Annotated in this window: 19 protein-coding genes; 6 read left to right on the plus strand and 13 right to left on the minus strand. The window is 61.0% G+C overall.

The genetic code is table 11. The features are described from left to right. Positions 1-50: 50 nt before the first annotated feature. Entirely contained in the window at positions 51-353 is a 303-nt protein-coding gene (locus tag SBC1_RS33210; RefSeq protein ID WP_165104551.1) for a YciI-like protein, read from the minus strand. 407 nt (positions 354-760) lie between these two features. Between SBC1_RS33210 and SBC1_RS33215 the strand changes: the two genes are divergently transcribed. Beyond that, complete coding sequence (locus SBC1_RS33215; protein ID WP_165104552.1) at positions 761-1,636, plus strand: lipid A biosynthesis lauroyl acyltransferase; 876 nt, start codon at positions 761-763, stop codon at positions 1,634-1,636. 52 nt (positions 1,637-1,688) lie between these two features. Here SBC1_RS33215 and SBC1_RS33220 read toward each other — a convergent pair whose 3' ends face one another. Then, on the minus strand, positions 1,689-2,186 hold the full coding sequence (locus SBC1_RS33220) for a hypothetical protein (protein ID WP_165104553.1): 498 nt from the start codon (positions 2,184-2,186) through the stop codon (positions 1,689-1,691). A 251-nt stretch (positions 2,187-2,437) separates the two neighbouring features. On the opposite strand from SBC1_RS33220, the gene SBC1_RS33225 reads away from it, so the two are divergent. Together SBC1_RS33225 and SBC1_RS33230 are read left to right on the plus strand one after the other, a co-directional pair. Beyond that, entirely contained in the window at positions 2,438-2,692 is a 255-nt protein-coding gene (locus SBC1_RS33225; RefSeq protein ID WP_031357213.1) for a GlsB/YeaQ/YmgE family stress response membrane protein, read from the plus strand. 229 nt (positions 2,693-2,921) lie between these two features. Continuing rightward, positions 2,922-3,131 carry a hypothetical protein gene (locus SBC1_RS33230; RefSeq protein WP_165104554.1) on the plus strand — a complete coding sequence of 70 codons (210 nt, stop codon included), beginning with the start codon at positions 2,922-2,924 and terminating at the stop codon, positions 3,129-3,131. 137 nt (positions 3,132-3,268) lie between these two features. Here SBC1_RS33230 and SBC1_RS33235 read toward each other — a convergent pair whose 3' ends face one another. The 8 genes from SBC1_RS33235 to phnS form a co-directional block, all read right to left on the minus strand. Next, on the minus strand, positions 3,269-5,719 hold the full coding sequence (locus SBC1_RS33235) for a glycogen/starch/alpha-glucan phosphorylase (protein WP_165104555.1): 2,451 nt from the start codon (positions 5,717-5,719) through the stop codon (positions 3,269-3,271). Between the two features lie 249 nt (positions 5,720-5,968). Beyond that, positions 5,969-6,544 (minus strand): phosphonate degradation HD-domain oxygenase, encoded by a 576-nt coding sequence (locus SBC1_RS33240; RefSeq protein ID WP_165104556.1) that lies wholly within the window; start codon positions 6,542-6,544, stop codon positions 5,969-5,971. 3 nt (positions 6,545-6,547) lie between these two features. Then, entirely contained in the window at positions 6,548-8,002 is a 1,455-nt protein-coding gene (gene phnY, locus SBC1_RS33245; RefSeq protein WP_165989134.1) for a phosphonoacetaldehyde dehydrogenase, read from the minus strand. Further along, positions 7,999-9,279 (minus strand): phosphonoacetate hydrolase, encoded by a 1,281-nt coding sequence (gene phnA / locus SBC1_RS33250; protein ID WP_165104558.1) that lies wholly within the window; start codon positions 9,277-9,279, stop codon positions 7,999-8,001. Before phnA ends, phnY begins: the two co-directional genes overlap by 4 nt. Before the next feature lie 150 nt (positions 9,280-9,429). Continuing rightward, positions 9,430-10,200 carry a 2-aminoethylphosphonate ABC transport system, membrane component PhnV gene (phnV, locus tag SBC1_RS33255; protein WP_165104937.1) on the minus strand — a complete coding sequence of 257 codons (771 nt, stop codon included), beginning with the start codon at positions 10,198-10,200 and terminating at the stop codon, positions 9,430-9,432. Between the two features lie 58 nt (positions 10,201-10,258). Beyond that, positions 10,259-11,158: a 2-aminoethylphosphonate ABC transporter permease subunit gene (locus SBC1_RS33260; protein ID WP_241202315.1), complete on the minus strand. Its 900-nt coding sequence runs from the start codon at positions 11,156-11,158 to the stop codon at positions 10,259-10,261. Continuing rightward, the gene (gene phnT, locus SBC1_RS33265; RefSeq protein ID WP_370469676.1) at positions 11,136-12,224 is read right to left on the minus strand and encodes a 2-aminoethylphosphonate ABC transport system ATP-binding subunit PhnT; all 1,089 of its coding nucleotides are present in this window, start codon (positions 12,222-12,224) and stop codon (positions 11,136-11,138) included. The genes SBC1_RS33260 and phnT overlap by 23 nt, the downstream gene beginning before the upstream one ends. Before the next feature lie 63 nt (positions 12,225-12,287). Further along, a complete protein-coding gene (gene phnS, locus SBC1_RS33270) occupies positions 12,288-13,379 on the minus strand; it encodes a 2-aminoethylphosphonate ABC transporter substrate-binding protein (RefSeq protein WP_165104561.1) in 1,092 nt (363 codons plus the stop codon). A 317-nt stretch (positions 13,380-13,696) separates the two neighbouring features. Here phnS and SBC1_RS33275 point away from each other — a divergent pair, with 317 nt between their 5' ends. Continuing rightward, the gene (locus SBC1_RS33275) at positions 13,697-14,845 is read left to right on the plus strand and encodes a 2-aminoethylphosphonate--pyruvate transaminase (RefSeq protein ID WP_165104562.1); all 1,149 of its coding nucleotides are present in this window, start codon (positions 13,697-13,699) and stop codon (positions 14,843-14,845) included. Positions 14,846-14,868: 23 nt separating this feature from the next. Here the strand turns inward: SBC1_RS33275 and SBC1_RS33280 are convergent, their stop codons facing one another. Further along, on the minus strand, positions 14,869-15,624 hold the full coding sequence (locus SBC1_RS33280) for a DeoR/GlpR family DNA-binding transcription regulator (RefSeq protein WP_165104563.1): 756 nt from the start codon (positions 15,622-15,624) through the stop codon (positions 14,869-14,871). 123 nt (positions 15,625-15,747) lie between these two features. Here SBC1_RS33280 and SBC1_RS33285 point away from each other — a divergent pair, with 123 nt between their 5' ends. Both SBC1_RS33285 and SBC1_RS33290 read left to right on the plus strand, forming a co-directional pair. Beyond that, complete coding sequence (locus SBC1_RS33285; protein ID WP_165104564.1) at positions 15,748-16,914, plus strand: TIGR03364 family FAD-dependent oxidoreductase; 1,167 nt, start codon at positions 15,748-15,750, stop codon at positions 16,912-16,914. Between the two features lie 175 nt (positions 16,915-17,089). Then, entirely contained in the window at positions 17,090-17,275 is a 186-nt protein-coding gene (locus SBC1_RS33290; RefSeq protein ID WP_165104565.1) for a hypothetical protein, read from the plus strand. A gap of 147 nt (positions 17,276-17,422) precedes the next feature. Here SBC1_RS33290 and SBC1_RS33295 read toward each other — a convergent pair whose 3' ends face one another. Beyond that, positions 17,423-17,938: a hypothetical protein gene (locus SBC1_RS33295; protein ID WP_241202318.1), complete on the minus strand. Its 516-nt coding sequence runs from the start codon at positions 17,936-17,938 to the stop codon at positions 17,423-17,425. Positions 17,939-18,103: 165 nt separating this feature from the next. Next, the gene (locus SBC1_RS33300) at positions 18,104-21,733 is read right to left on the minus strand and encodes an ATP-binding protein (RefSeq protein WP_165104566.1); all 3,630 of its coding nucleotides are present in this window, start codon (positions 21,731-21,733) and stop codon (positions 18,104-18,106) included. Positions 21,734-21,972 lie beyond the last annotated feature (239 nt).

Consider the following 21,972-nt stretch of genomic DNA (forward strand, 5'->3'; position numbering starts at 1 on the left):
CCTGAGTCATGAGCCTGAGTCACGACCCTGCGTGACGCAGGCTTGGGCGCTCAAGCCGGCCTGACCGGCTGAGTGGCGCCCTCGCCCGCCACCGTATTCCACTTGCGCACTTCCCAGCGCGTGACCAAGCCCTCGGTCACATACGGATCGGCCCGCGCAAACGCCTCCGGCACTGCGGGCGAATCGGCCTCGAACAGCAGCATCGCCCGATCGATGGGCGCCTCCAGCGCCCCGCCCAGCAACAATTCCCCACGTTCCGACGATGCCCACGCCGCCGTCAGGTGGCGGTCACGAAACGCCGCCCGGCGTTCGAGATAGTCGGCGCTCAATTCGTACATCAATAGAAAGTGCATTAGCTTGTCTCCCATTGCAGGCGACGCTGTGCGCGTCGCAACCGAACGATCGTGCCATATGTAACAGGCGCATGCATGACACGCTTGTAAGACTTGGTAGGCGCGCCAAAACTGTATGCCCGAGGCCGTGTGTGCGATCATGGCGGCACTTTCGACTTTTACCTTGGCACAGGTTCGCGAATTACCCGCGTCGATCAACATTCCGGCTGTGTCGGACGCTCTCCGAACATGCCTGTTCCGCGGCTTTTTCGCCTATTGGTTCCCCGGCTGAAGGGTTAATCACTCTCGCCGCGCTTGGGTTTCGCCGTTACTCCTCTTCGACATCCGAGCTCTCATGCCGATCGTCGAAGCTTAAATTCACCCGGCGCCCGTCACACGCATTTCGCCGCCCGTTTCAAGGGGCAAGTTTGAACAACATCGGTTTCGCGCTCGTCGTAGCGCTGCTCCGCGCGCTCGCTCGCCTCCCTTACGGCTTGGTCGCGCGACTCGGCAGCGGCCTCGGTGCGCTGCTTTATTGCATTCCAAGCCGTCGAAAACACATTGTGCAGGTCAATCTGCAATTGTGCTTTCCGGGAAAAACCGCTGCCGAATACGAATTACTCGGACGTTCGCATTTTCGTCACGTTGTGCGCAGTTACGTAGAGCGCGGCGTGCAGTGGTTCGGTTCGGCTCGCGCTATCGAAAAACTTGTGCAGCTCGAAAGCCGCATTGATCTCGACGACGAAAACTCACCGCCCACCATTTTCATGGGCTTCCACTTTGTCGCCATTGAAGTGGGCTGCATGCTGTACTCCATGAAGCTGCCCATCACCGCGCTTTATACGCCGATGTCCAGCCAGCGGCTCAACACGCTCGCAGTAGAACAGCGAGGCCGCTTCGGCGCCGACATGGTCATGCGCGCCGACAGCGCCCGTCGCATTCTGAAGCTGCTGCGCAAGGGCGGTTCGGTGATGCTGGCCGCCGACATGGATCACGGCATTGAAAACTCGGTATTCGTGCCGTTCTTCGGCGTGCCCGCCTGCACGCTGACCTCCGTGTCGCGGCTGGCGCGCCTTGGGGGCGCGCGCGTGGTGCCGTTCGTTACCGAAGTGCTGCCCGATTACAAGGGCTACAAGATGACGATCTTCGAGCCGCTCGCTGACTTCCCCTCGGAAAGCGACGAAACCGATGCCCGCCGGATGAACGAGTTCCTGGAATCGCAAATAGTGCGTTTTCCGGAACAATACTACTGGGTGCATCGCCGCTTCAAACACCGGCCGGAAGGTGTAGCTGGCGTCTATTGAATCTGTCCTGCACGCCGCCCAGGCGTGTCAATGTATGTCACGTGCGCAGGGTTCAGTCAGGCTTGCGGAAATCATTGTCCACCCAGGCCTGGGCGCTGGTCTTGCTGAGCTTGAATCCTGCGGTCACCCGCACGTGGGCAAGCACCGTACCGAACGAATCGAGCGCCTTCAGGTCTGCGTAGGGATCGTCCTCGTCCGGCACGATATCCAGCGACACCGTCACATCCTCGCCGTCCGCGCGAACTGTAAAATCCTTGTGAAGCATTGCGTGCAGCTGTTGCTCGTGACGGCGCAATACTTCGGACGCCGTCTTGATCAGCGTGCGGAATGCGTTCGGATCGAGCGGCTTCGGGTTCTTCTTGTCGCGGCCCATGGTCCAGGGACCGGTAAGCGCGGGTTCGGCTTCGCCGTCCTTGATCATCTCGACCGCCCAGCCGTCGTCATCCTCGTTCTTGATCACCCTCGCGGTCCAGCCGTCGTCACGCCAGAGGCGAGGTTCGTGGAGCGTGGTGTCTTCGGCGGTATGGAGATCAGGGTCTGAATCGGTCATGGGGAATAAGAAACTCGAGTTGCATAAAACGGTGAGGGAGCACGCGGGTGTTGCACAGTGCTTAAGCGACGAATTTTAACCTGCAAGAAGCAGCGGCATCGTCGAAAATGCCCACGCGCTGGCCGATCGGTCTACTCGACGGGCACATTGCGCGCCGCCTGCCATTTTTGTTGCAGAAGTGTCGCGCGTAAAGGTGCGCCGGCGTGCGCCCGGAATGTCGGGCGTTTTGCCAACACTACGAAGGAATTTTCATGCTTTCACTTATCGGCACCATTATCGTTGGCGGCATTATTGGTTTGATCGCCCGGGCGATCAAACCGGGCGACAACAGCATCGGCTGGATCATGACAATCCTGCTGGGCATTGCCGGCTCGCTCGTGGCAGGCTACGCCGGCCGCGCGCTCGGCTGGTATCACGAAGGACAGGCTGCGGGGTGGATCGCCTCCGTGGTCGGCGCCATCGTCCTGCTGTTCGTCTGGGGACTGGTCGTGCGCCGCCGCGCCTGAAACACGTGAGACCCGATTTGCGCGTATGAGCTTTCAGGTCAATTGAAAAGGGCTGTTCCAACTTTCGTTGGAACAGCCCTTTTCATTTTCGCGGCCTGGTTTCGAGGCGGGTTGGCAACGTGGCTGGGCCGAGCTTAAAAAAACCGCTGAATTGAATTGTTTTCCGGTTTTTTATCGGGTTATGGTTTACCAGCATTTTTGCCAACCCATCATCCTGGTCTCCCGCACCATGAGCGCACTCGAAGCCCTTCACGCGATTGTCACCAACGAAGATTCGCCCCAGATCATCCGCGATCACATTGTGGATTCACTGCAGTTTGCATTGCGTAATCAGCCCGGTTTTTTCACGACGAAGGAAGTGCAATGGCTCGCGCAATGGGATGACACGCGCATTCCGATTGCAGCGACAAAGATCCTGAACGGAATGAAAACGACCTAAATGTTTTGCTCACGCCGGAGGACGGTTTGGGTTCTAGCGGCTTGGGGCTAGCGGTCGGGGTCTATGCCTTGTCGACATTGACCCCGCCCCTCTCACCGGCAAACCCCAAAACCCCGTTCACCGGCGCGAGCGAAACGCTAAACGATCAAAGGTTCGACATGCCAAATATGCTTGGCATACTCGCCGATCGTCCGGTCTGAAGAAAAAATCCCCATCCCCGCGACGTTTTCAATCGCACTGCGCGTCCACGCTTCCTTATCGAGAAACTTCGCGTCGACGTCGGCCTGAGCTTTGTCGAAACTCTCAAAGTCCGCCAACACCATGTAATGGTCGCCCCAATCCACCAGCGTATGAAAGATGTCATAGAACCGATGCGGCTGGTCCGGCGAAAAGTGCCCAAGCCGAATCTGGTCAAGCGCCAGCTTCAGTTCAGGATTCTCCTCGTAGATATGCCGCGGCCTGTATCCAGTCGCCCGCAGCGCATCAATCTCTTCAGTCGAGTGCCCAAAGATAAACATGTTCTCGCGGCCAACAGCATCGCAAATCTCTATGTTCGCGCCATCCAGCGTGCCAATGGTCAATGCCCCGTTCAACGCGAGCTTCATGTTGCCCGTGCCTGACGCTTCAGTGCCGGCCATCGAAATCTGCTGCGATAAATCCGCTGCCGGAATGATCAGTTCGGCCACGCTCACCCCATAGTTCGGAATGAAGCCGACCTTCAGCCGGTCGCCAATCAATGGGTCGTTGTTCACCTTCTCCGACACGTCGTTGATCAACTTGATGATCGTCTTCGCCATCTTGTACGCCGACGCCGCCTTGCCGGCAAACATCACCACGCGCGGTGTCCACGCCTTCTCCGGCTCCTCGCGAATCCGGTTGTAACGCACGATCACATGCAGAATGTTAAGCAACTGGCGCTTGTATTCGTGAATGCGCTTGACCTGCAAATCGAACAGCGCATTCGGGTCGATGATCGCACCCGTCTCCAGCTTCGCACGTGCGGCGAGCCGTACCTTGCTCGCGAACTTCGCGTTGTAGAAGGCTTTGGTGAATTCAGGATCATCGCGCCATTCGCGCAGCCGGGCCAGCTCGAACAAGTCGGTCCGCCAACGCGGTCCAAGCCGTTCATCGATCAATGACGACAGCTTCGGACTCGCCTGCGACAGCCACCGGCGCGGCGTAATGCCGTTCGTCACGTTCGTGAAACGCTCGGGGTACATGCGCGCGAAATCGGCAAAGATGTTTTGCGTCATCAACTGCGAATGCAGCTTCGACACACCGTTCACCGTATGGCTTGCAACAATCGCCAGATGCGCCATGCGCACACGCCGCTGACCGTATTCGTCGACGAGCGAAATGCGACGAATCAGATCGACGTCGCGCCCGAATTTCTCACCCACTTGCTTGAGAAAATCCGCGTTGATGTCGAAGATGATCTCAAGATGGCGCGGCAACAACCGCGAGAGCATCTCCACGTCCCAGGTTTCCAGTGCCTCGGGCATCAGGGTGTGGTTCGTGTACGAGAACATCTGCTGCACGAGCTTCCAGGCCTTGTCCCATGGCAAGTGATGCGTATCGACCAGCAAACGCATCAGCTCGGGAATGGCCAGCACCGGATGGGTGTCGTTCAGGTGCACCGCCACCTTCTCCGCCAGCCGCCCAAAATGCGTGTGCGTACGCTGATAGCGGCGGATCAGATCCTGCATCGTCGCGGAAACAAAGAAGTATTCCTGGCGCAAACGCAGTTCGCGGCCGGCTTGGGTGGAGTCGTCCGGATACAGCAGGCGCGACACGTGTTCAGAAGTGTTCTTCGCTTCAACCGAGCGGCGGTAATCACCCTGGTTGAACGCGGACAGGTCGAATTCATCGGTCGCCCGCGCTGACCAGAGCCGCAACGTGTTGGTCGCGGTCGTGGCAAAACCGGGGATCACGGTGTCGTACGCCATGGCGTTCACGTGTTCCGTGTCAATCCATTCGGTCCGGTCACCGTGACGTACCGTACTGCCGCCAAAATGGATCACATAGTTCACTTCCGGGCGCGGAAACTCCCACGGATTGCCCGCGCGCAGCCAGTAATCGGGTGTTTCGACCTGATTGCCGTCCACGATGGTCTGCCGGAACATGCCGTATTCGTAGCGGATACCATAGCCGAAGCCAGGAATGCCGACAGTCGCCATGGAGTCGAGAAAACACGCGGCAAGGCGGCCAAGGCCACCGTTACCAAGCGCCGCATCCGGCTCCAGGTTCTCGAGGGTATTCAAGTCCACGCCAAGGCCGGCGAGCGCGTCCCGGACTTCGTCGTGAATGCCAAGCGCAAGCAACGCGTTGGTAAAAGTCCTGCCGATCAAGAACTCCATCGACAGGTAATAGACGCGCTTTACGTCTTGCTCGTACTGCTGGCGCGTGGTTTTCATCCAGCGCGCCACCAGCCGGTCGCGGACCGCTAGTTCCGCGGCATGGAGCCAGTCACGCGGCTGCGCGGTGACGGCATCCTTGCCGACTCCGTACATGAGGCGGTTGGAAATGGAGCGCCTGAGCGCATCGACGGTGCTGTTCAGCTGTTCGAATTCCAGATCGACGGATGTCATCGAACTCTCCAGAAATGCATCGCTGGACAACGCGCTAGGTGCAAGCCGCGTTCTGTCAAGCGGGACGGGGCCGGGTGAACAGGCAGGTTACGCTATTTTTATTTTTTTGGTAATGGCCCCGGCCGCCGTGGAATCGGCACGACACCCGCCGGCAGTCCGTCCTTTTGTCGCATTTCCGTCATCGGGAAGAGCTCGATCAAACTCCCGGCAAGGTCATTTATTAGTTCGCTTTCCTTATCATATTCCTGTTCAAACGGAGGTTGATGACGCCGCGCCATGGCCCTCCGCAAGCCTTTCGATTAGCTGAATATAGTGGTCGAGTGGGGGCGTAGCCTGCTCCGGACGCTTGGCGAGATCATCCCATCGGCGCAATGAAAGCGCGTCCTGCGCGAAGGGTTTGCGCATGAAATCATCCGCTTCTTCCTTGCTGAAAATGCCCCCCTGCAGTTTCAGGCTACGGACCGAATCCGCGGATAGTGTCGAGAAGTAACTTTCATCAATTGCACACAAGCAGCGCTTCGCGTCTACGTGCAGGCGGATCGGCTCGAGCACGGCATTGCCGAACAGCGGCCGCAGGAACGGCAGCGCGAAATACTGATGCAGGTCGTCAATACCCCGCTCGCTCGGCGTCTCGCCCTGGAGATTGAGCAAGTGCCCCAGGTCGTGCAAAAACGCGGCGCCAACGAGTGTTTCGTCAGCACCCGCTTCCTCGGCCAGTGCCGCCGTCTGCAACGCGTGCTGGAGCTGCGTGACCGGTTCTCCGCTATACGCAATGGCGCCGTAGGTATCGAAGAGATGCCGGATGTCAGTCAGTGTAAGCGCCATGATTCATGCCCAAGGCAGTGAAAAGGTCTTGAGGTTCGTGAAGCTTTTCATCGCTTCCTGAACGCCTTCCTTGTAACCCAGGCCGGAGTCCTTGATGCCGCCGAATGGCGTCAACTCAATCCGGTAACCCGGCACTTCCCACACGTTCACCGTGCCCACGCGCAGTTCGTTCACGAAGCGCGTGATCAGGTCCGCCCTGTCGGTACATACGCCCGACGACAACCCGAACGCCGTGCCGTTGCTGATACGAATGGCGTCGTCGATGGTATCGAATTCGATGATCGGAGACACCGGCCCGAAGGTTTCCTCGCGCACCAGTGTCATGGACGGATCAACGCGATCAAGCACCGTGGGCGAATACAGCGCGCCATTGCGCTTATTACCGCAGAGTAGCCGCGCACCCTTCAATACCGCTTCGTTCACGCGCGTTTCGAACAATTCGGCCGCCGCCGCGTCGATTACCGTGCCCATCTGGTTGGCGGGATCGAAGGGATCGCCATAACTCCATGCGAGCGTTTTTTCCACCACGAGTTCCGTGAACCGTGCGGCCACACCCTTCTGCACGAGCATTCGCTTGACCGCCGTGCAGCGTTGTCCGGAATTTTTGTACGAGCCTTGCACGGCCAGCGTTGCGGCGCGTTCCAGATCGGCGTCATCCAGCACGATTAGCGGGTCATTGCCGCCGAGTTCCAGCACCACGCGCCGATACCCCGCCCTCGCCGCAATCTCCTTGCCGATAGCCACGCCACCGGTAAAAGTGACGAGGTCGGCATGCGGGTTCGTCACGAGTTCTTCCGCGATCTCACGCGGGTCGCCCGTCAAAACCTGCAGCATGGGAGCGGGCAAGCCGGCTTCGTACAACACGTCGGCTAAGTAGTATGCCGACAACGGGACCTTCTCCGAAGGCTTCAGGATCACGCGATTGTTCGTTGCAATAGCCGGTGCAAGCTTATGCGCGACCTGATTCATCGGATGATTGAACGGTGTGATCGCGACAATCACGCCGGCCAGCGGCTCGCGTTGCGAGAACACGCGACGAGCTTTGCCGTGCGGGGTGAGATCGCAGGAAAAACTCTGGCCGTCGTCGCGCAACGCTTCCATGGCGGCGAATTTCAGCACGTCGGCTACGCGGCCAATTTCATAACGCGAATCCTGTTTCGACAAACCCGATTCAAGCGAAATAAGGTCCGACGCTTCTTCCGTGCGCTCACGCAGCAGCGCAGCCGCACGTTCGAGAATCTGCGAGCGTTCGTAGCGCGTGAGCGTCGACCGGTAGTTCACCGCGTACTCGAATGCGTCGCGCACGTCGTCGACGCTCGCCATCGGCACGGTGCCAACGCGGGTGCTCGTGTAAGGATCGAAAACATCGATGTTGCGTGCACGCGCCGCACGCTCACCCTTCAGGCGCAGCTTTTCGACTCGCAGCGCATGTTGCTCAACCGCATGAACGGCGCTCATGATGCAAGCTCCAGGTGGTTCAACGCGATGTTGAATACATCGAAGTTACGCAAGCGTTTTCTCTCTTGCTTCGACTCGAAACCATCGGTTGGACGATTGAACAACAACGGCACTTCCTGCTCGGACACGCCGCCATGCGAGCGCAACGGCACGGTCAATCCCGACAGGTCATGCTCCGCGCGCCGGGTACCGAGCACCGTATTGCGTCCGCTCACGACCACGAGATCTCCCACGCGATCGTTCGGCAACTCGAAGCGTTCACACGCAGTGGCGTTGTCGAGAACGATATCCACGCCCGGCAGTTCGGCAATGCGCGCTGCCAGCGCTTTTGCATCGACGGAAGATGGCAGATAGATGGTCGCGAACGAACCAAGCGCGCCGTGGTGGACCACGTAGGGATCGGTAATCGGCAGGATCACGCGCGCCGCGTGATCTCTATTCGGCGCATCCAGCGTTTCATCCAGCCAGTCTTGCAGATACACGACGTTCGGCTCGCCCGTTGCGGCGTCGTGCTTCGCGTTCATGCCATGGTCGGCGGTCAGGCCGATCACCGCGCCGAGTTCGTTCAGGCGCGCGAGGTAGCCGTCCATCATTGCGTAGAACGCGTTCGCGCCGTCCGTGCCGGGCGCGCATTTATGCTGCACGTAGTCCGTGGTCGACAAGTACATGAGGTCCAGCTTGCGGGTCTCGGCGAGCCGTACGCCGGCCGCGAACACAAACTCTGAAAGGCCTGCGCTATACACATCCGGCACGGGCTTGCCGACAAGCTCCAGCACGTTCTCGATGCCGTTCTCCGCGAGCGTCACCGCGTCCGCTTTCTCCGCCGAGAAACAGATGCCGTCGAGTTGCCAGCCGAGCAGGCGACGCAACTTGTCCTTGGCCGTGATCACCGCAACCTTCTCGCCGCGTTGCGCCGCAGCCGCGAGGATCGTGCCCGCGCGAAGGTAGGCCGGGTCGTTCATCATCACTTCGGCACCCTTGCCGCCGTTCGCTTGCGGGTCGAAGAAATAATTGCCGCAAATGCCATGTACCGAAGGCGACACGCCCGTCACGATCGACAGGTTGTTCGGGTTGGTGAACGACGGGATCACGCAGTCAGCGCGAAAGGCGGACCCGCCACGCAGCATCGTGCCGATAAACGGTGCGACACCCGCCGCAACGGCAGCTTCCAGGTAATCGTATTCGCAGCCGTCGACGCAGACGACCACGGTCAGCGCGCGCGCCGGACCATAGGCGCGGCCATTAACTTCCATAAGCATTTCGGTGGACGTGGACATGAGGTTCCCTTCCGTTATGAACCAGCGTTTTTTCTAACCGTTGCGGCCAGATGCGTGATTCCATATTTTGATGCACAACGCCAATATTTGCCACATTTATCGACGTGAAGAGGTCCCGAAAAGTGGAGTTTTCGGTAGAAGCAGACCGGATCAGGCCATTCGCCGCCGTGGCACTTTTGCCGCGATCAGCAGCAACGCAGCGAGTGAAACGGCCAGCAAGATCAGCGAAAGCGCCGATGCCGGCAAGTAATAACCGCGATTCACCTGCCCGACCACGACGATTGGCACGGTCGCAAAACCTGGCGGATAGACGGTCAGCGTCGCGCCCAGTTCGCCGAGCGATAAGGCAAATCCCAGCGCGAGGCTCGCGCGGATGGCGGGCACGAGTTGCGGCAAGACCACACGCGATAGAACCATTGAAGGCGGAGCGCCGAGACTGGCTGCCGCTTCACGCAGGATCGTGAGTTCGGGGCGCAACGCAGCGGCTGCGCACCTATAACAAAAGGGCAGCACAAGTGCGAGTTGCACCAGCACTACGATTGCCGCCGACCCCGAGATATCCAGCGGTTTCTTGTGATATGCAATCAACACGGACAGACCGAGCACGACGCTCGGCACGCCATTAGGCATCATCGCGATGGTATCCACCCACGCGCCCACGCCACGGCGGTCACGCCCTTCCAGCGCGAGCGCAAGCCACAGGCCAAGCACGGTACCCAGCACCGCTACGCCGAAGCCAACTTCAAGGCTCGTGGTCAACGCATCAAAGTCGCTTCCGCCCAGGCGTTGGAACCAGCGCATGCTGAAACCATCGGGGAAGATGGTTCCCGACCAGTGCGACGCCACGCTCGAAAGCCCCACCACGATCACCGGCAACACGAACAGCCAGAAGCACAGCAGCGCGGCAAATGCAGTGAACATCCATGCGCCGATCCGCTTCAGCGAATGCGGCTTCGAAGTCGTTGCGGGCAGCGTGAACTCAGTTGCCATTACGGCCTCCCGTGCGTCGATTGACTCGTCGGTACAGCGCGTACAGCGAGAGCGACATTGCCAGCATCACGACAGCGCCGGCGGCTGCCGTCGGCAAGTCGAGATCGACCGTGGCCGAGCTGTAAATCGCCATTGGCAAGGTGATCAAATGCGCGCTGCCGAGCACCAGCAAAATGCCGAATTCATTGAGCGTCAGCAGGAAACACAGAATGGTACCCGCCGCAATGCCGGGCCACGCGAGCGGCAGGATAACCTTGAACGCGACCATCCAGCCGTTCGCACCAAGACTCTTCGCGGCTTCGATCAGGCGCATGTCGAGCGTGGCGAATGACGCGAGCGTGGGCCGCACGACGAACGGTGCGTAGAACACGACCTCCGCGAGGATCACGCCGCCAATACCGAACAAGAAGTTGAGCGGCGGGTCCGGCAGGTTGAAAAGCCGCTGCAAGCCAATGCTTACCGAACCCTGCGAGCCATACAAAAAGATCAGCGTGAACGCAACCAGGAACGACGGGAATGCGACGAACAATTCGAGGAACCGGGTGACAAGCTTAGCGCCGGGGAATGGCTTGAAAAACAGCATGGCGGCGAGCAACACGCCGAGCACTGAAGCGAGTGTCGCGCTCGCGAACAAGATGCCGAGCGTTGTGCCGACCACCCCTCTAGTCTCGGGATTGCTGAAGAACGCGGTGTAGGCATGAAAGCTCAGGCCATGCGCACCGCTCACGCTGAGAATCAGGAGTTGCAGCAGCGGATAGATGACCAGCGGACCCAGCACAACAACCAAAATGAACCACAAATGCCACTGCGCCAGCCGTTCGCGACGCCGCTTGGCGGCGGTATGCGCGACGTCGTCGACTACGTGCTCACTCACTGATAAGGACGACATCGTCAACCTCATGGCGTAGGGAAACGCGCGCGCCCTTCACGGGCATCGGACCGTGGGCACGCTGCATGGTGACGAGCACGGGTTGATCGGGCAGCGCATCGAGCATGACCGATACCGACAAGGCCGCGCCGTACCACTCCACCGAAGCGATGGTGCCATGCAGTTGGGCATCGCCCAGCGGCACGATCGAGAGACACTCGGGACGCACGCACGCGACATGCTCGCGATCGTCGTGACGGACATCGCCGATGGGGAACATGATGGACGGCGGCAACAGGTTGGCCGCGCCTAGATAGCGCGCGACGAATGCGTCCTTCGGGTTGTCGTAGAGTTCGCGTGGCGTGCCGAGTTGCGCAATGCGGCCATCGCGCATCAGCAACGTGCGGTCGGAAAGCACCAGCGCGTCGTCCTGATCGTGCGTGACGCACACGATCGTCAAGTTCGGCAAACGCTCATGCAACGCCTTGAGTTCGGTACGAACTGACGCGCGCAGATTGGCATCGAGTGCGGACAGCGGCTCGTCCAGCAGCAGCACGTCGGGTTCGATCACGAGCGCCCGCGCCAATGCCACGCGCTGCTGCATGCCGCCCGACAACTGCGCGGGCATCGTGTGCCCAGCGTCGCCGAGCTGCACTAGCTTGAGCGCATCGGCTACGCGCCGTGCAATCTCCCCTGCTTTCAGACGCCGCGCCCGCAGACCGAACGCGACGTTGTCGTACACCGACAAATGCGGAAACAGCGCATAACTTTGAAACAGCAAGCCGAGGTTGCGCTTGAACGGCGGCACATGCGTAAGGTCACGCCCAGCCACCGTCAACGTCCCCGCCAGCCCGTCCGCCTCAATGAAGCCCGCGATAAACCGCAGCAGCGTGGTCTTGCCGCAGCCGCTGCGGCCCAGCACGGTGAGCAGTTCCCCGCGCTCGATGGTCAACGACAGATCATCGAGCACGGTGCGTGTGCCAAAGCGCACGCTCAAGCGGTCTATACGCACGCCGCCGTGCGCGTGCTCATCTGAATCCACGGCGGCGGCTTCACGAGCGGCCGGAGCCAGCGTCAAAGTGTTCACGGTTCGCATCCTTGAAAGCTTGGAGAAAACAGGACGAGCCCGAAGGTCAAAGAAAGCAAGGGCTTAAGACTTCGGCTTGACGACTTCGAGCTGCTTGTCGGAGTTGCCGATCACGTCGTTTTTCCAGCGTGCGGTCCATGCAGCCTTCTTCTCCATCACCTGGTTCCAGTCCACCGGAATCAGCTTCACGCCCGCGATCGCCTGCTTCACTGTCTCGCCATTCTTGCCTGCCAGCGGCACGTCGGTACGTCCCGGAATGCCATAGATATCCGGCACCTTCGACTGCACTTCCTTCGACATCAGGTAGTCCACCAGCTTCTTGCCTTCAGCCTGGTTCGGGCCGCCCTTGATCAGGCCGATTGCATAGGGCAACTGGAACGTGGTCGGTGCTTCGCCCGGTTTGGCCGAGAGGAAGATCGGCTTGAGCGACAGGCCGCCGTTGGTTGAGTCGTCCAGGTCCATCTGCAGGTCGCCGTTGGCGAACGCAATCTCGTTACGGGAGAGCAGGACGTCGAGGTAACCCGTGCCCTTGGTGTGGAATTTTGCGCTCTTTTCCAGATCCTTCAGGTAATCGAATGCCTTGTCTTCACCCATCAATGCGCTCGTCAGGATGATCACGGCCATGCCGTCACCAGCGGTAGCCGGATTCGAATAGGCAATCTTGCCGCTGAAGTCGGGATGCAGCAGATCAGCGAACGTCTTCGGCGCGGTCTTCGTGATTTCGGGGTTGATCGCGAACGAGAAATAGTTGTTCACGAAGGTCGCCCAGCTGCCGTCAGGCGCTTTCGCGATGGCCGGCACATTCTTGTAGTTGACGCTCTGGTACGGCTGCAGCAAGCCGCCTTGCGACGCCTGCTGAATGAACGGCGGCAGCGTGACGAGCACGTCCGCTTTCGGCGAATCCTTCTCCACCGTGGCGCGATTCACAACTTCCCCGCTACCCGCGATCACGATATTAACCTTCACGCCTTCCTTCTTTTCGAAGGCCGGCAATACGTCCTTGTAAAGATTTTCCAGGCCGTCGGCGCTGTAAAGCACGACTGCATCGGCAGCAAAAGCCGGTACGGTTACAGCGCTCGCGAAAGCGGCCACGGCCAGCGCCGGCAGCACGCGCTGTGCGACCAAGCGGGAAGCGGAAAAGCGATTTTTTGTCATGGTGCTTGTTTCTCCGGGAAGGCGGATACAACCAGGTGGCGTGAGGATAAACACACGTTTTTCCAGGCATCGGCTGGATTCTTTTGGATCCGGTGCGTCCGATGATTCATTGGCGCGGCGTCCCGAATTTCAGTCCGCCTGCTGCCCGAACGAAGGATCACAGAACTTCATGACAGCGCCATGACGATGCCACATTTTTCCAACAAAAAACACATTTCGCCAAAATTACGCTTAGACTATTTCATGCCTGCCGAGCGATGCTGAATCGTCGATTAAGCCGTCGACCCAACCATCGAATCGGCACTTGAAAGCTATGAATGGAGGAAAACGTGATCAACGGAAGTGACCCGATTTTGCTGACCCCTGGCCCACTGACTACATCGCCTGCCACTCGTCAGGCGATGCTTCGCGACTGGGGTTCCTGGGACGCGGCTTTCAACCGGATGACAAGCGATATCTGCCGCGATCTCCTGACGATCGTGTCTGGTCAAAAAGATTTTGTGTGCGTCCCCATGCAAGGCAGCGGCACGTTTTCCGTGGAAGCCGCGCTCGGCTCGCTCGTACCCCGCGAAGCGGTCGTGCTCGTGCCGAACAACGGCGCGTACTGCACACGCTTACTGAAAATACTCGAGCGGTTGGGGGTGGCATCGGTCGAGCTGAAGTTTCGCGATGACGAGCCGGCAAGCGTCGCGCGGATCGAGGAAATGTTTCGTCGTGAGCCGCGTATTACGCATGTGGCGCAGGTCCATCTGGAAACGAGCGCGGGCTTGCTGAACCCGCTCGACGACATCGCGGCGCTATGCAAACAACATGGCAAGAGCCTGATCGTCGATGCAATGAGTTCGTTCGGCGCGTTGCCTATCGATGTATCGAAGGGTGGCATTGATGCGGTGATCTCTGCCAGCGGCAAGTGTCTGGAAGGCGTACCGGGGATGGGTTTCGTGATCGTGCGACGCACGCTGCTGGAAGCGTCGGCGGGTAACTCGCGCTCGCTCGCGCTGGATCTCCACGATCAATACGCGTACATGATGAAGACCACGCAATGGCGCTTTACACCGCCTACCCACGTGGTGGCCGCCTTGCGCGCGGCGCTTGATCAGTTCATCGCGGAAGGGGGACAGCCGGCGCGTGGCGCGCGGTATCGCAGCAATTGCGCGGCATTGATCGAGGGAATGGCGGCGCTCGGTTTCAAGCCGTTCCTGGATGCTGCGGTGCAGGCCCCGGTGATCGTCACGTTCCATGCGCCGAGCGATCCGGCCTACGATTTCAAGCGCTTTTATGAAGCCGTCCGCGAGGCGGGTTACGTCCTCTATCCGGGCAAGCTGACGGAAGTGGAGACGTTCCGCGTGGGGTGCATCGGCGCAATTGATGCGAACGAAATGTTCAACGCGGTAGCGGCCATCGGGCGGGCGCTGGGCACGCTGCATGTGCGCTTGGCGGACTTGACCGACTTGACGGCGGAGTGAGGTCGGCCGTGCAGCCCGGGCACTCAGGCGATCAACAGCTCCGGTCCGCGTGCGGCAATTGCGCGGCGCATGGCTTTGTCGGGCGCGACTTCCGTGATCAGGTAACGCGCCTTCTCGAAGTCGCGGATACGCACGGGCGTGACGTTACCGAACTTCGAGTTGTCCGCAACGATAGCCGCCGCGCTCGCCGCCAGGATCATGCGGCTGCGCACTTCCGCGGCGAGACGCGAGTAGTCGGTCAGGAAGCCTTCGGGCGTAATTGCGCCCGCGCCAACGAACGCGAAGTCCACGTGATATTGCGAGAGTTGCTGCACCGTATCAAGGCCGAATACCGCGTCCTCGTGGTCCGAGAGCTCGCCGCCGAACAGCGTGACCTTGTTGTCGTTGCGGCGGCCGAGCAGCAGCGCGATACGCCAGTCGTTGGTGTAGACCATCAACCGGTGCCGGTCCCCCAGCGCGCGCGCGACGGCTTGGGTCGTGCTGCCCGAGTCGATGATCACCGACGCGCCGTCGGGTACGAGTTGCGCGGCACGCTCGCCGATCGCGCGCTTGGCGGCTGCGTTCGCGGCTTCCCGCACGTCGAGGTCCGGCTCCCGGCGATCGTTCGACAACGCGCCGCCGTGGGTGGTCGCGATCAGGCCGCGTTCGGCGAGGGCGTTGAGGTCGCGCCGGATCGTCTCGCGCGACACGTCGAGTGCGCGCACGAGTTCGGCGACCGACAACGCGCCGTTCTTCGACAACTCCGACAGGATGTATTGATGACGTTGTTCGGCGAGCATCGAGTGCGGCCGGGCATGCCGGCAATGAATGAACGAGCGGATGGACAAACAGGATAAACACGGAACCGCGCGTATTGTAGTACGCGAAAGGCCGCCACACGGATGACCATGACAACCCTACGCATGCCCCACACTCCCCATCACACCGACGTTGCTATTATCGGCGCCGGCATTCTCGGACTCGCGCATGCCTATGCGTTCGCTAAACGCGGCTTGCGCGTCACCGTATTCGAGCGCAGCGGCACGCCGGTCGGCGCGTCCATCAGAAATTTTGGCATGGTGCTGGTGACCGGCCAGCCGCCGGGCGCAATGCATGCGCTTGCGCAGGCATCGCGGAAAATATGGCTCGACTGGGCATCCGGCGCGGCGCTGCATGTCAGGCGTTCCGGCTCGCTGATGTTCGCCCGCAGCGCGGCCGAGGCGCAAGTGATGGAGGCGTTCGCGGCAACGCGCGCCGAGGCGGCGGGCTACGACGCCACGTTGCTTTCGCGCGCCGCGCTCGACGATCTCTACGACGGCCGCTTCCGGAAACATCGCGCCGCACTGCATGGGCGTGCCGATTTGCAGGTGTTTTCGCGCGAGGCGGTGCCTGCGCTCATCGACTATTTGCGGCGTGTGTTCAACGTGGATTTTCGCTTCGGGACGCTCGTGCAGGATGTGGATAGCGGGCGGGTCGAGACGACTGCGGGCCCATGGCGAGCGGAGCATGTGGTGGTTTGCGCGGGACACGATTACCTGTCGCTGCTCGCGCCGCAACTCGCTGTGCTGGAACCGCAGGTGTGCCGGTTGCAGATGCTGCGCGTCCGGCCAACGGCGCCTTTAGCCCTCGATCATGCCGTACTGACGGGGCTAAGCTGCCTGCATTACGGTGCGTTCTCGGACCTTCCCGAAGCCGCCGCATTGCGAGCGGAAGTGGCCACGCGGGAACCCGCGTTGCTCGAGCATGGTATTCATCTGCTGGCGAGCCCGACGCCTGTGGGCGATCTGATCGTAGGCGACTCGCACGATTATGGCGATGATCCGTCACCGTTCAATGCGCAGGCTATCGATGAAATCCTGCTCGGCCTGGCCGAGGACACGATCGGCGGTACGTTGCGGGTCGTCGAGCGGTGGCAGGGCGTGTATGGCGCGCGGACCGGGAAGTCGGACGCACCGTTTTCTGTTCTGCGGGCCGCGCCGAATGTGACCGGTGTGTACATGCATAGCGGCGTAGGCATGAGCGTCGGGCCGGCGCTGGGCGAGCGCGTAGTCAGTCATCTGATTGACGGGGCAGCGCTGCCCACGGCGTGACAACTTGTCGCGGCCGCAACACCTTGGCAGCGCGACCGGGTGTCCTGCGGCTGCGACACCAGGCTTCATTTAGCCAGGGGCAAGAGTCTGTTTCCTCGCTGCAGGGCAATGAATGCGCCCCGGCCGGATAAACTCGACGCCTGTTCTTTTCTGCGACCGCGCGGAGTATTGATCGATGAGTTACAAGAAAGGCATTGTGCTGGAGATCCAGTTTCCGCCCGAGCGTCTGAACGACGGCGCGGGAGACCCTTACTGGATCGACCTGACGCTCGACGAAGCACGCCGCCTCCACGATCAGCTTGCGAGGCGTTTCGCGAGCGAGGCGCAGGCGAATCAGCCGCTTGATACGTTCACCATGTAATGACTGGGCTGGCGGCCGCGCTGCCCTTCAGGCCAACCCCTCAGCCTCCCGAGCCCCGTAGCTCATCTTGTCGGCCGACGTGCGCGCCGGCACGCAGCACGTGTCCTCCACACCGTCTCTTTCACGTTGCGCACCGCAGCACGTGCCTCACCCCCCGTTGCAGGTGGGGCTCGACAGATTGCGAAAACGGTTCGGCCAGTCGCCCGACATGGCCGCCTGTGCCGCTGCCAGCGGCATGTCGCCCGTACACACGCAGCGCTTCAGAAACACCGCCAGCCGTTCCTTGCGGCGCTGCCCCGCACGCCCGTCCCAGCGGCGGATATCAAGGTTCGCCGCCGCGGTCGGCGAACCGCCCAGCAGGATCGGCATACGGTGATCGAGCGCGTAGTCCGAAGCGCTCTGCGCGTCAACATGGCGTTGAGTCAGCAGTTGCTCCTTCTGGCGCTGCAAGGTGTCGAAGGGAGGCAGGACGTCGTCGGCATAACCGGGGCGGCAGATCGTGTCCACGATGGTCGCCTGGGTCACGCGCGGGTCAAGCAGCTCGGGTTTTTGCGCGTGAGCCGGCACGCTGCCAGCCGAAAGCGCAAGCAGGAACCATACGGTGGCAACACGCCGGCGACTGTGGCGGCGGTGACGGTGATGCGAAAGAAACCTTCTATTCATTCGGCGATCGGGCCGCGCCAGAAACGCAACGGCCCTATGTCGGAGCGAGAGGAGGGGCTAATTAAAACACATGCGCGTTCCAGGAACGGAATCGAACATTAATCACGACCGTGGAATGATCCGCGTCGAGCAACCCCAATCGATAGTAAAGCGCCCTGGGAAGGCTTAGACCGGGTGCTGCTCGAGCGCCGCCTGGAGCGCTATTGCTTCGTCGTGGAAACGCGCATAGGCCGCGTGGATCGCCGCGGTGTCGTAGCCTTGTCCTGACTTACTGGCGCATGCGTGCTGCAGACTCAGGCAGGCATCGGAGAAAGACGTGGCGCCGATCACGAACGCCGCCCCCTTCATCCGATGCGCCAGTTCGAGCAGACGGTGAAAGTCCGCCGATGCGAACGCCCGGCGCGCCTCCTCGAGATCATGCCGGTTCGCCGACTTCAATGCATCGACCAGGGCGGCGGCCTGGTCCCCGAAACCGTTGAGTTGGTCCGCGTTGAAACGCGGGACCGTGGAGGGGGAAACGGTCGTACCTGGTTCCGGAGCGGCGTGATCGACTGCTTGAGCAGCCTCGGACGCTGTATCCGAGGGGCCGTCGAACGCGCCGGTCAGTTGCCCGGGATAGGAAACGGACATGCCGAGTGCAGCTGAAACGGCACCACCTACGGCCCGGTTCGCCGGGAAGGTTTGAGTGGGGCCATAGGTATCGGCAAACGCATGACCTTGCGCAGAAGACCTTGCAGAACCAATCGATGCGGTCGACACATGCATGGGTGCAGCAGCGCCCAATACACGCTCGAAGAAGGATCTGGAATGCGATGGTCGTGTCGGATGTCGTCGGGCTCGAGTGGCAACATGCAACGCGTCGCTCTGCAGGGCGCCCTTCGCGGCGGCCTTCATCCCCCGCTCATCGCGCATGGCACTTTCCAGCGCGCGTTGCAGGGCATCGAGCCCAAGCGGTTTGACAAGACACAACGTCATGCCTGCGTCGAGCGCTTGAGTCAACGCCTCGGGCTGCGCGTTCGCCGTCACGCCTATGATGGGCGTCGGCTTTGGACCAGCGTTCGCACGCGTCAGCGCCAGTTCGCGCGCACGAATGGCACGCGCAAGATCCTCGCCGCTCATCGTGGGCATGGAACAATCAGTCAGGATCAGGTCAAACGGAGCGCCCTCTTGCCGCTGCCGCTCCCAACGGGCGAAAGCATCGTCGCCATCGTTCGCCGTTTCAATCACGCAGCCGAGCGTATTCAACTGGCTCGCAAGCAGGATGCGATTGGCCGGATGATCGTCGACAACGAGTACATGCAGACCGAGCAAGCCGTGCGTGTCGAGCCCGGGCGTGTGCGCGGGCGCAAGCGTTTTTAGCGGTGGGCGGGCTACAGGCAAGCATACCCGCGCGGTAAAGCGGCTTCCCTGCCCGGGCTTGCTGGACAACCGGATCGTGCCACCCATCATGGTCATCAAGCGGCGGCAGATGGTGAGGCCAAGACCGGTGCCGCCGAAGCGGCCGGGGCGCTCCTGTCGCGCCTGCGCGAACGGAGCGAACAACAACGCTTGCTGATCCGCTGCAATGCCGATGCCAGTATCAGAAACTGCCAGCAACAGTTCGCGGCGTGCGATGCGAGCATCGTCATCGAGAAGTCCATGCGCGTGGCCCTTCCTCACCGCCCCGATCGCATACTCGAGCGTCACGTGTCCCGCATCCGTAAACTTGATCGCATTCGACAACAGATTGCCCAGCACTTGCCTCAGCCGCAGCGCGTCAGCCATTACCCACACGCGCTCATGCTCCTGACGACCACGCACGCGCACAACCAGCGCGACGCCTTTGCTGCGCGCCGCCGGCTCATAGATCGCCACCACGCTTTTCACCCATTCGCCAAATTCCAGCGGTGCGGCGGTCAACACGAGCCGCCCGGCTTCGATCTTCGCCATGTCGAGGATATCGTCGATCATTCCAAGCAGATCATGTGCTGCCTGATGCGCCGTGCCCAGCGCCCGCTCAGTCGATGCGCGGTCGCCCGGACTGCGCAATTCGAGTTCCAGAAGTCCGAGCACGGCGTTCATCGGCGTTCGGATTTCGTGGCTCATGGTGGCGAGGAACGTGGACTTCGCGCGGTTCGCGGTTTCGGCTTCTTCCTTTGCCAAGCGCATCGCATGTTCGGCCGCCCGCCGGCGTGCAATCTGCGCTTTCAACGACACCGCCCAGCCGATCAACAACGCCAGCAGGGCCGCACCCAGCAGCGCGCCGAAAATCACTTGCGGACGCCGCCGCTCCCACTGGCTCTCAGGGTGTTCGATGAGCATCCAGCGGCGGCGAATGGCATCGAGCTCGGTGGGCTGCATGTGTTCGATCGCGCGGTTCATGATCGCCAGCAGCATGGGCTGATTACGCGCGATGAGAAAACCGTGCTGTACGGGCTGAGCGGAGAACGCGCCCGTGATGACAAGCTTGTTGCGATACGGATTGCCCACTGCATAGTTGGCGAAGGTCATGTCGATGATGGTCGCGTCGGCCTGGCCATTCACCACGGCATCGAACTGGCCATTGATCGGCGATGTCTCGACGATACGCACCGATGGCATGCGCTCACGCAACATGCTCATGAGCGCATGATTGCGCCAGAGCGCAACGCGCTTGCCGGCAAGCGCCTGCGCGTCGCGCAGCGGCTCAGCTCCAGCCCGCGTCAGGATCACAAGCACGCCTTCGCCATAAGGTTTGCTTGGCGCGAACTCTGGCGGGATCTGCCCCGCGCTCAGCCCGTAGGCGATCAGGCTCGCGCGGCCGTCGCCCAGGTCATTGGTGACCCGCTCTGTCGAACCGCGCAGGTGGCCTTCGAAGCTGAGGCCCGTGAGGGCGCCAATAGCCGCAAGCATATCGATTGCCAGACCCGCGGGCTTACCGCTTGAATCGCGGAATGTCATGGGCGCGGCGTCCGCATACATGGAGTAGTCGATCACCGGATGCGCGCTTATCCAGGCACGTTGTGCATCGCTTAGCGTAAGCGGCCGGGTGAACGTCACCGCAGCGGCAGCGGCCCATCGCGCACGCACTTCGAGCAGAAAGCGGGGCGGCAGCGCGGCGAGCGCCGCATCCACGCGTTGACGCTGGATGTCTCCTGCTGCGTCGCCAGCGAAGGCGAAGCTGTAACCGGCTTCATCGAATGCCGCGAATCCCGAGATGGTGAGGTTCACCAGGTCCAGGTGATCGATTGTGTAGCCCGCGGTGGCCAGGTCGCCCACAAACGCGTCCGCATCGCCCAGCGAGACAGCCAGCAGCGCACTCAGCGTGTCGCGATAGCCCACCGCGCGCAGCGCGGGATAAGCATCGTTCAGCCGTCGTGCCGATGTTTGCTGCTCGACATAAGCAATACGTCCTGTGCGGCGGCCCGCAACGCGCCGTTCAACGAAGACTTGCTTGGTCGCAACATAAGGGCGGCTGTAACGCAGCGCCGGTCCCGCGTCATTGCCGGTCGCACTGGTCGCCGCATCAATCCGATGGTGACGCAACGCGTCCAACATGGCAGAACGGTCAGGAAAGGTCCGCCATTCGAGCTGCCTCTGCAACGCGGTAGCCACACGTTGCGCGAAATCGGCAGAGACGCCGCGAACTCCCGAACTGGATTCGTCCGGATCATTCATTTCCATCGGCGGCAATGCGCCCGGCACCGCGCCTACGATAAACGGCTTGGGCGTTGTTGCATTGACTGCAATGGAAAGCGCCAGCAGACAGGCGAACACTATTGCCTTGCGCAACGCCCTGATGCTTTGTGTTGCGACGCGTGTCCTTAGCAAACTCATTGGGTGATTGCCTGCGCACCGCGCCAGACACGCGCTCTTGAAAGGAGCGCCAGTGTCGCAAATACGCGCGGCCACGCCAATTGGGGAAATTGAAACGGTCAGTCAGCCTAAATGACACAGTCACATTGACCATGCAGGAACGATGCTGCGCCCGGCTATGCAAGGCTAAACAAAAGATAACGCCGGGGTCGCTTGCATGGCTGACAAAAACGTTAGCCTGATCATTAACCGAACAGTTA

It is taken from the genome of Caballeronia sp. SBC1 (genome assembly GCF_011493005.1).
In the GTDB taxonomy this organism is placed as follows: domain Bacteria; phylum Pseudomonadota; class Gammaproteobacteria; order Burkholderiales; family Burkholderiaceae; genus Caballeronia.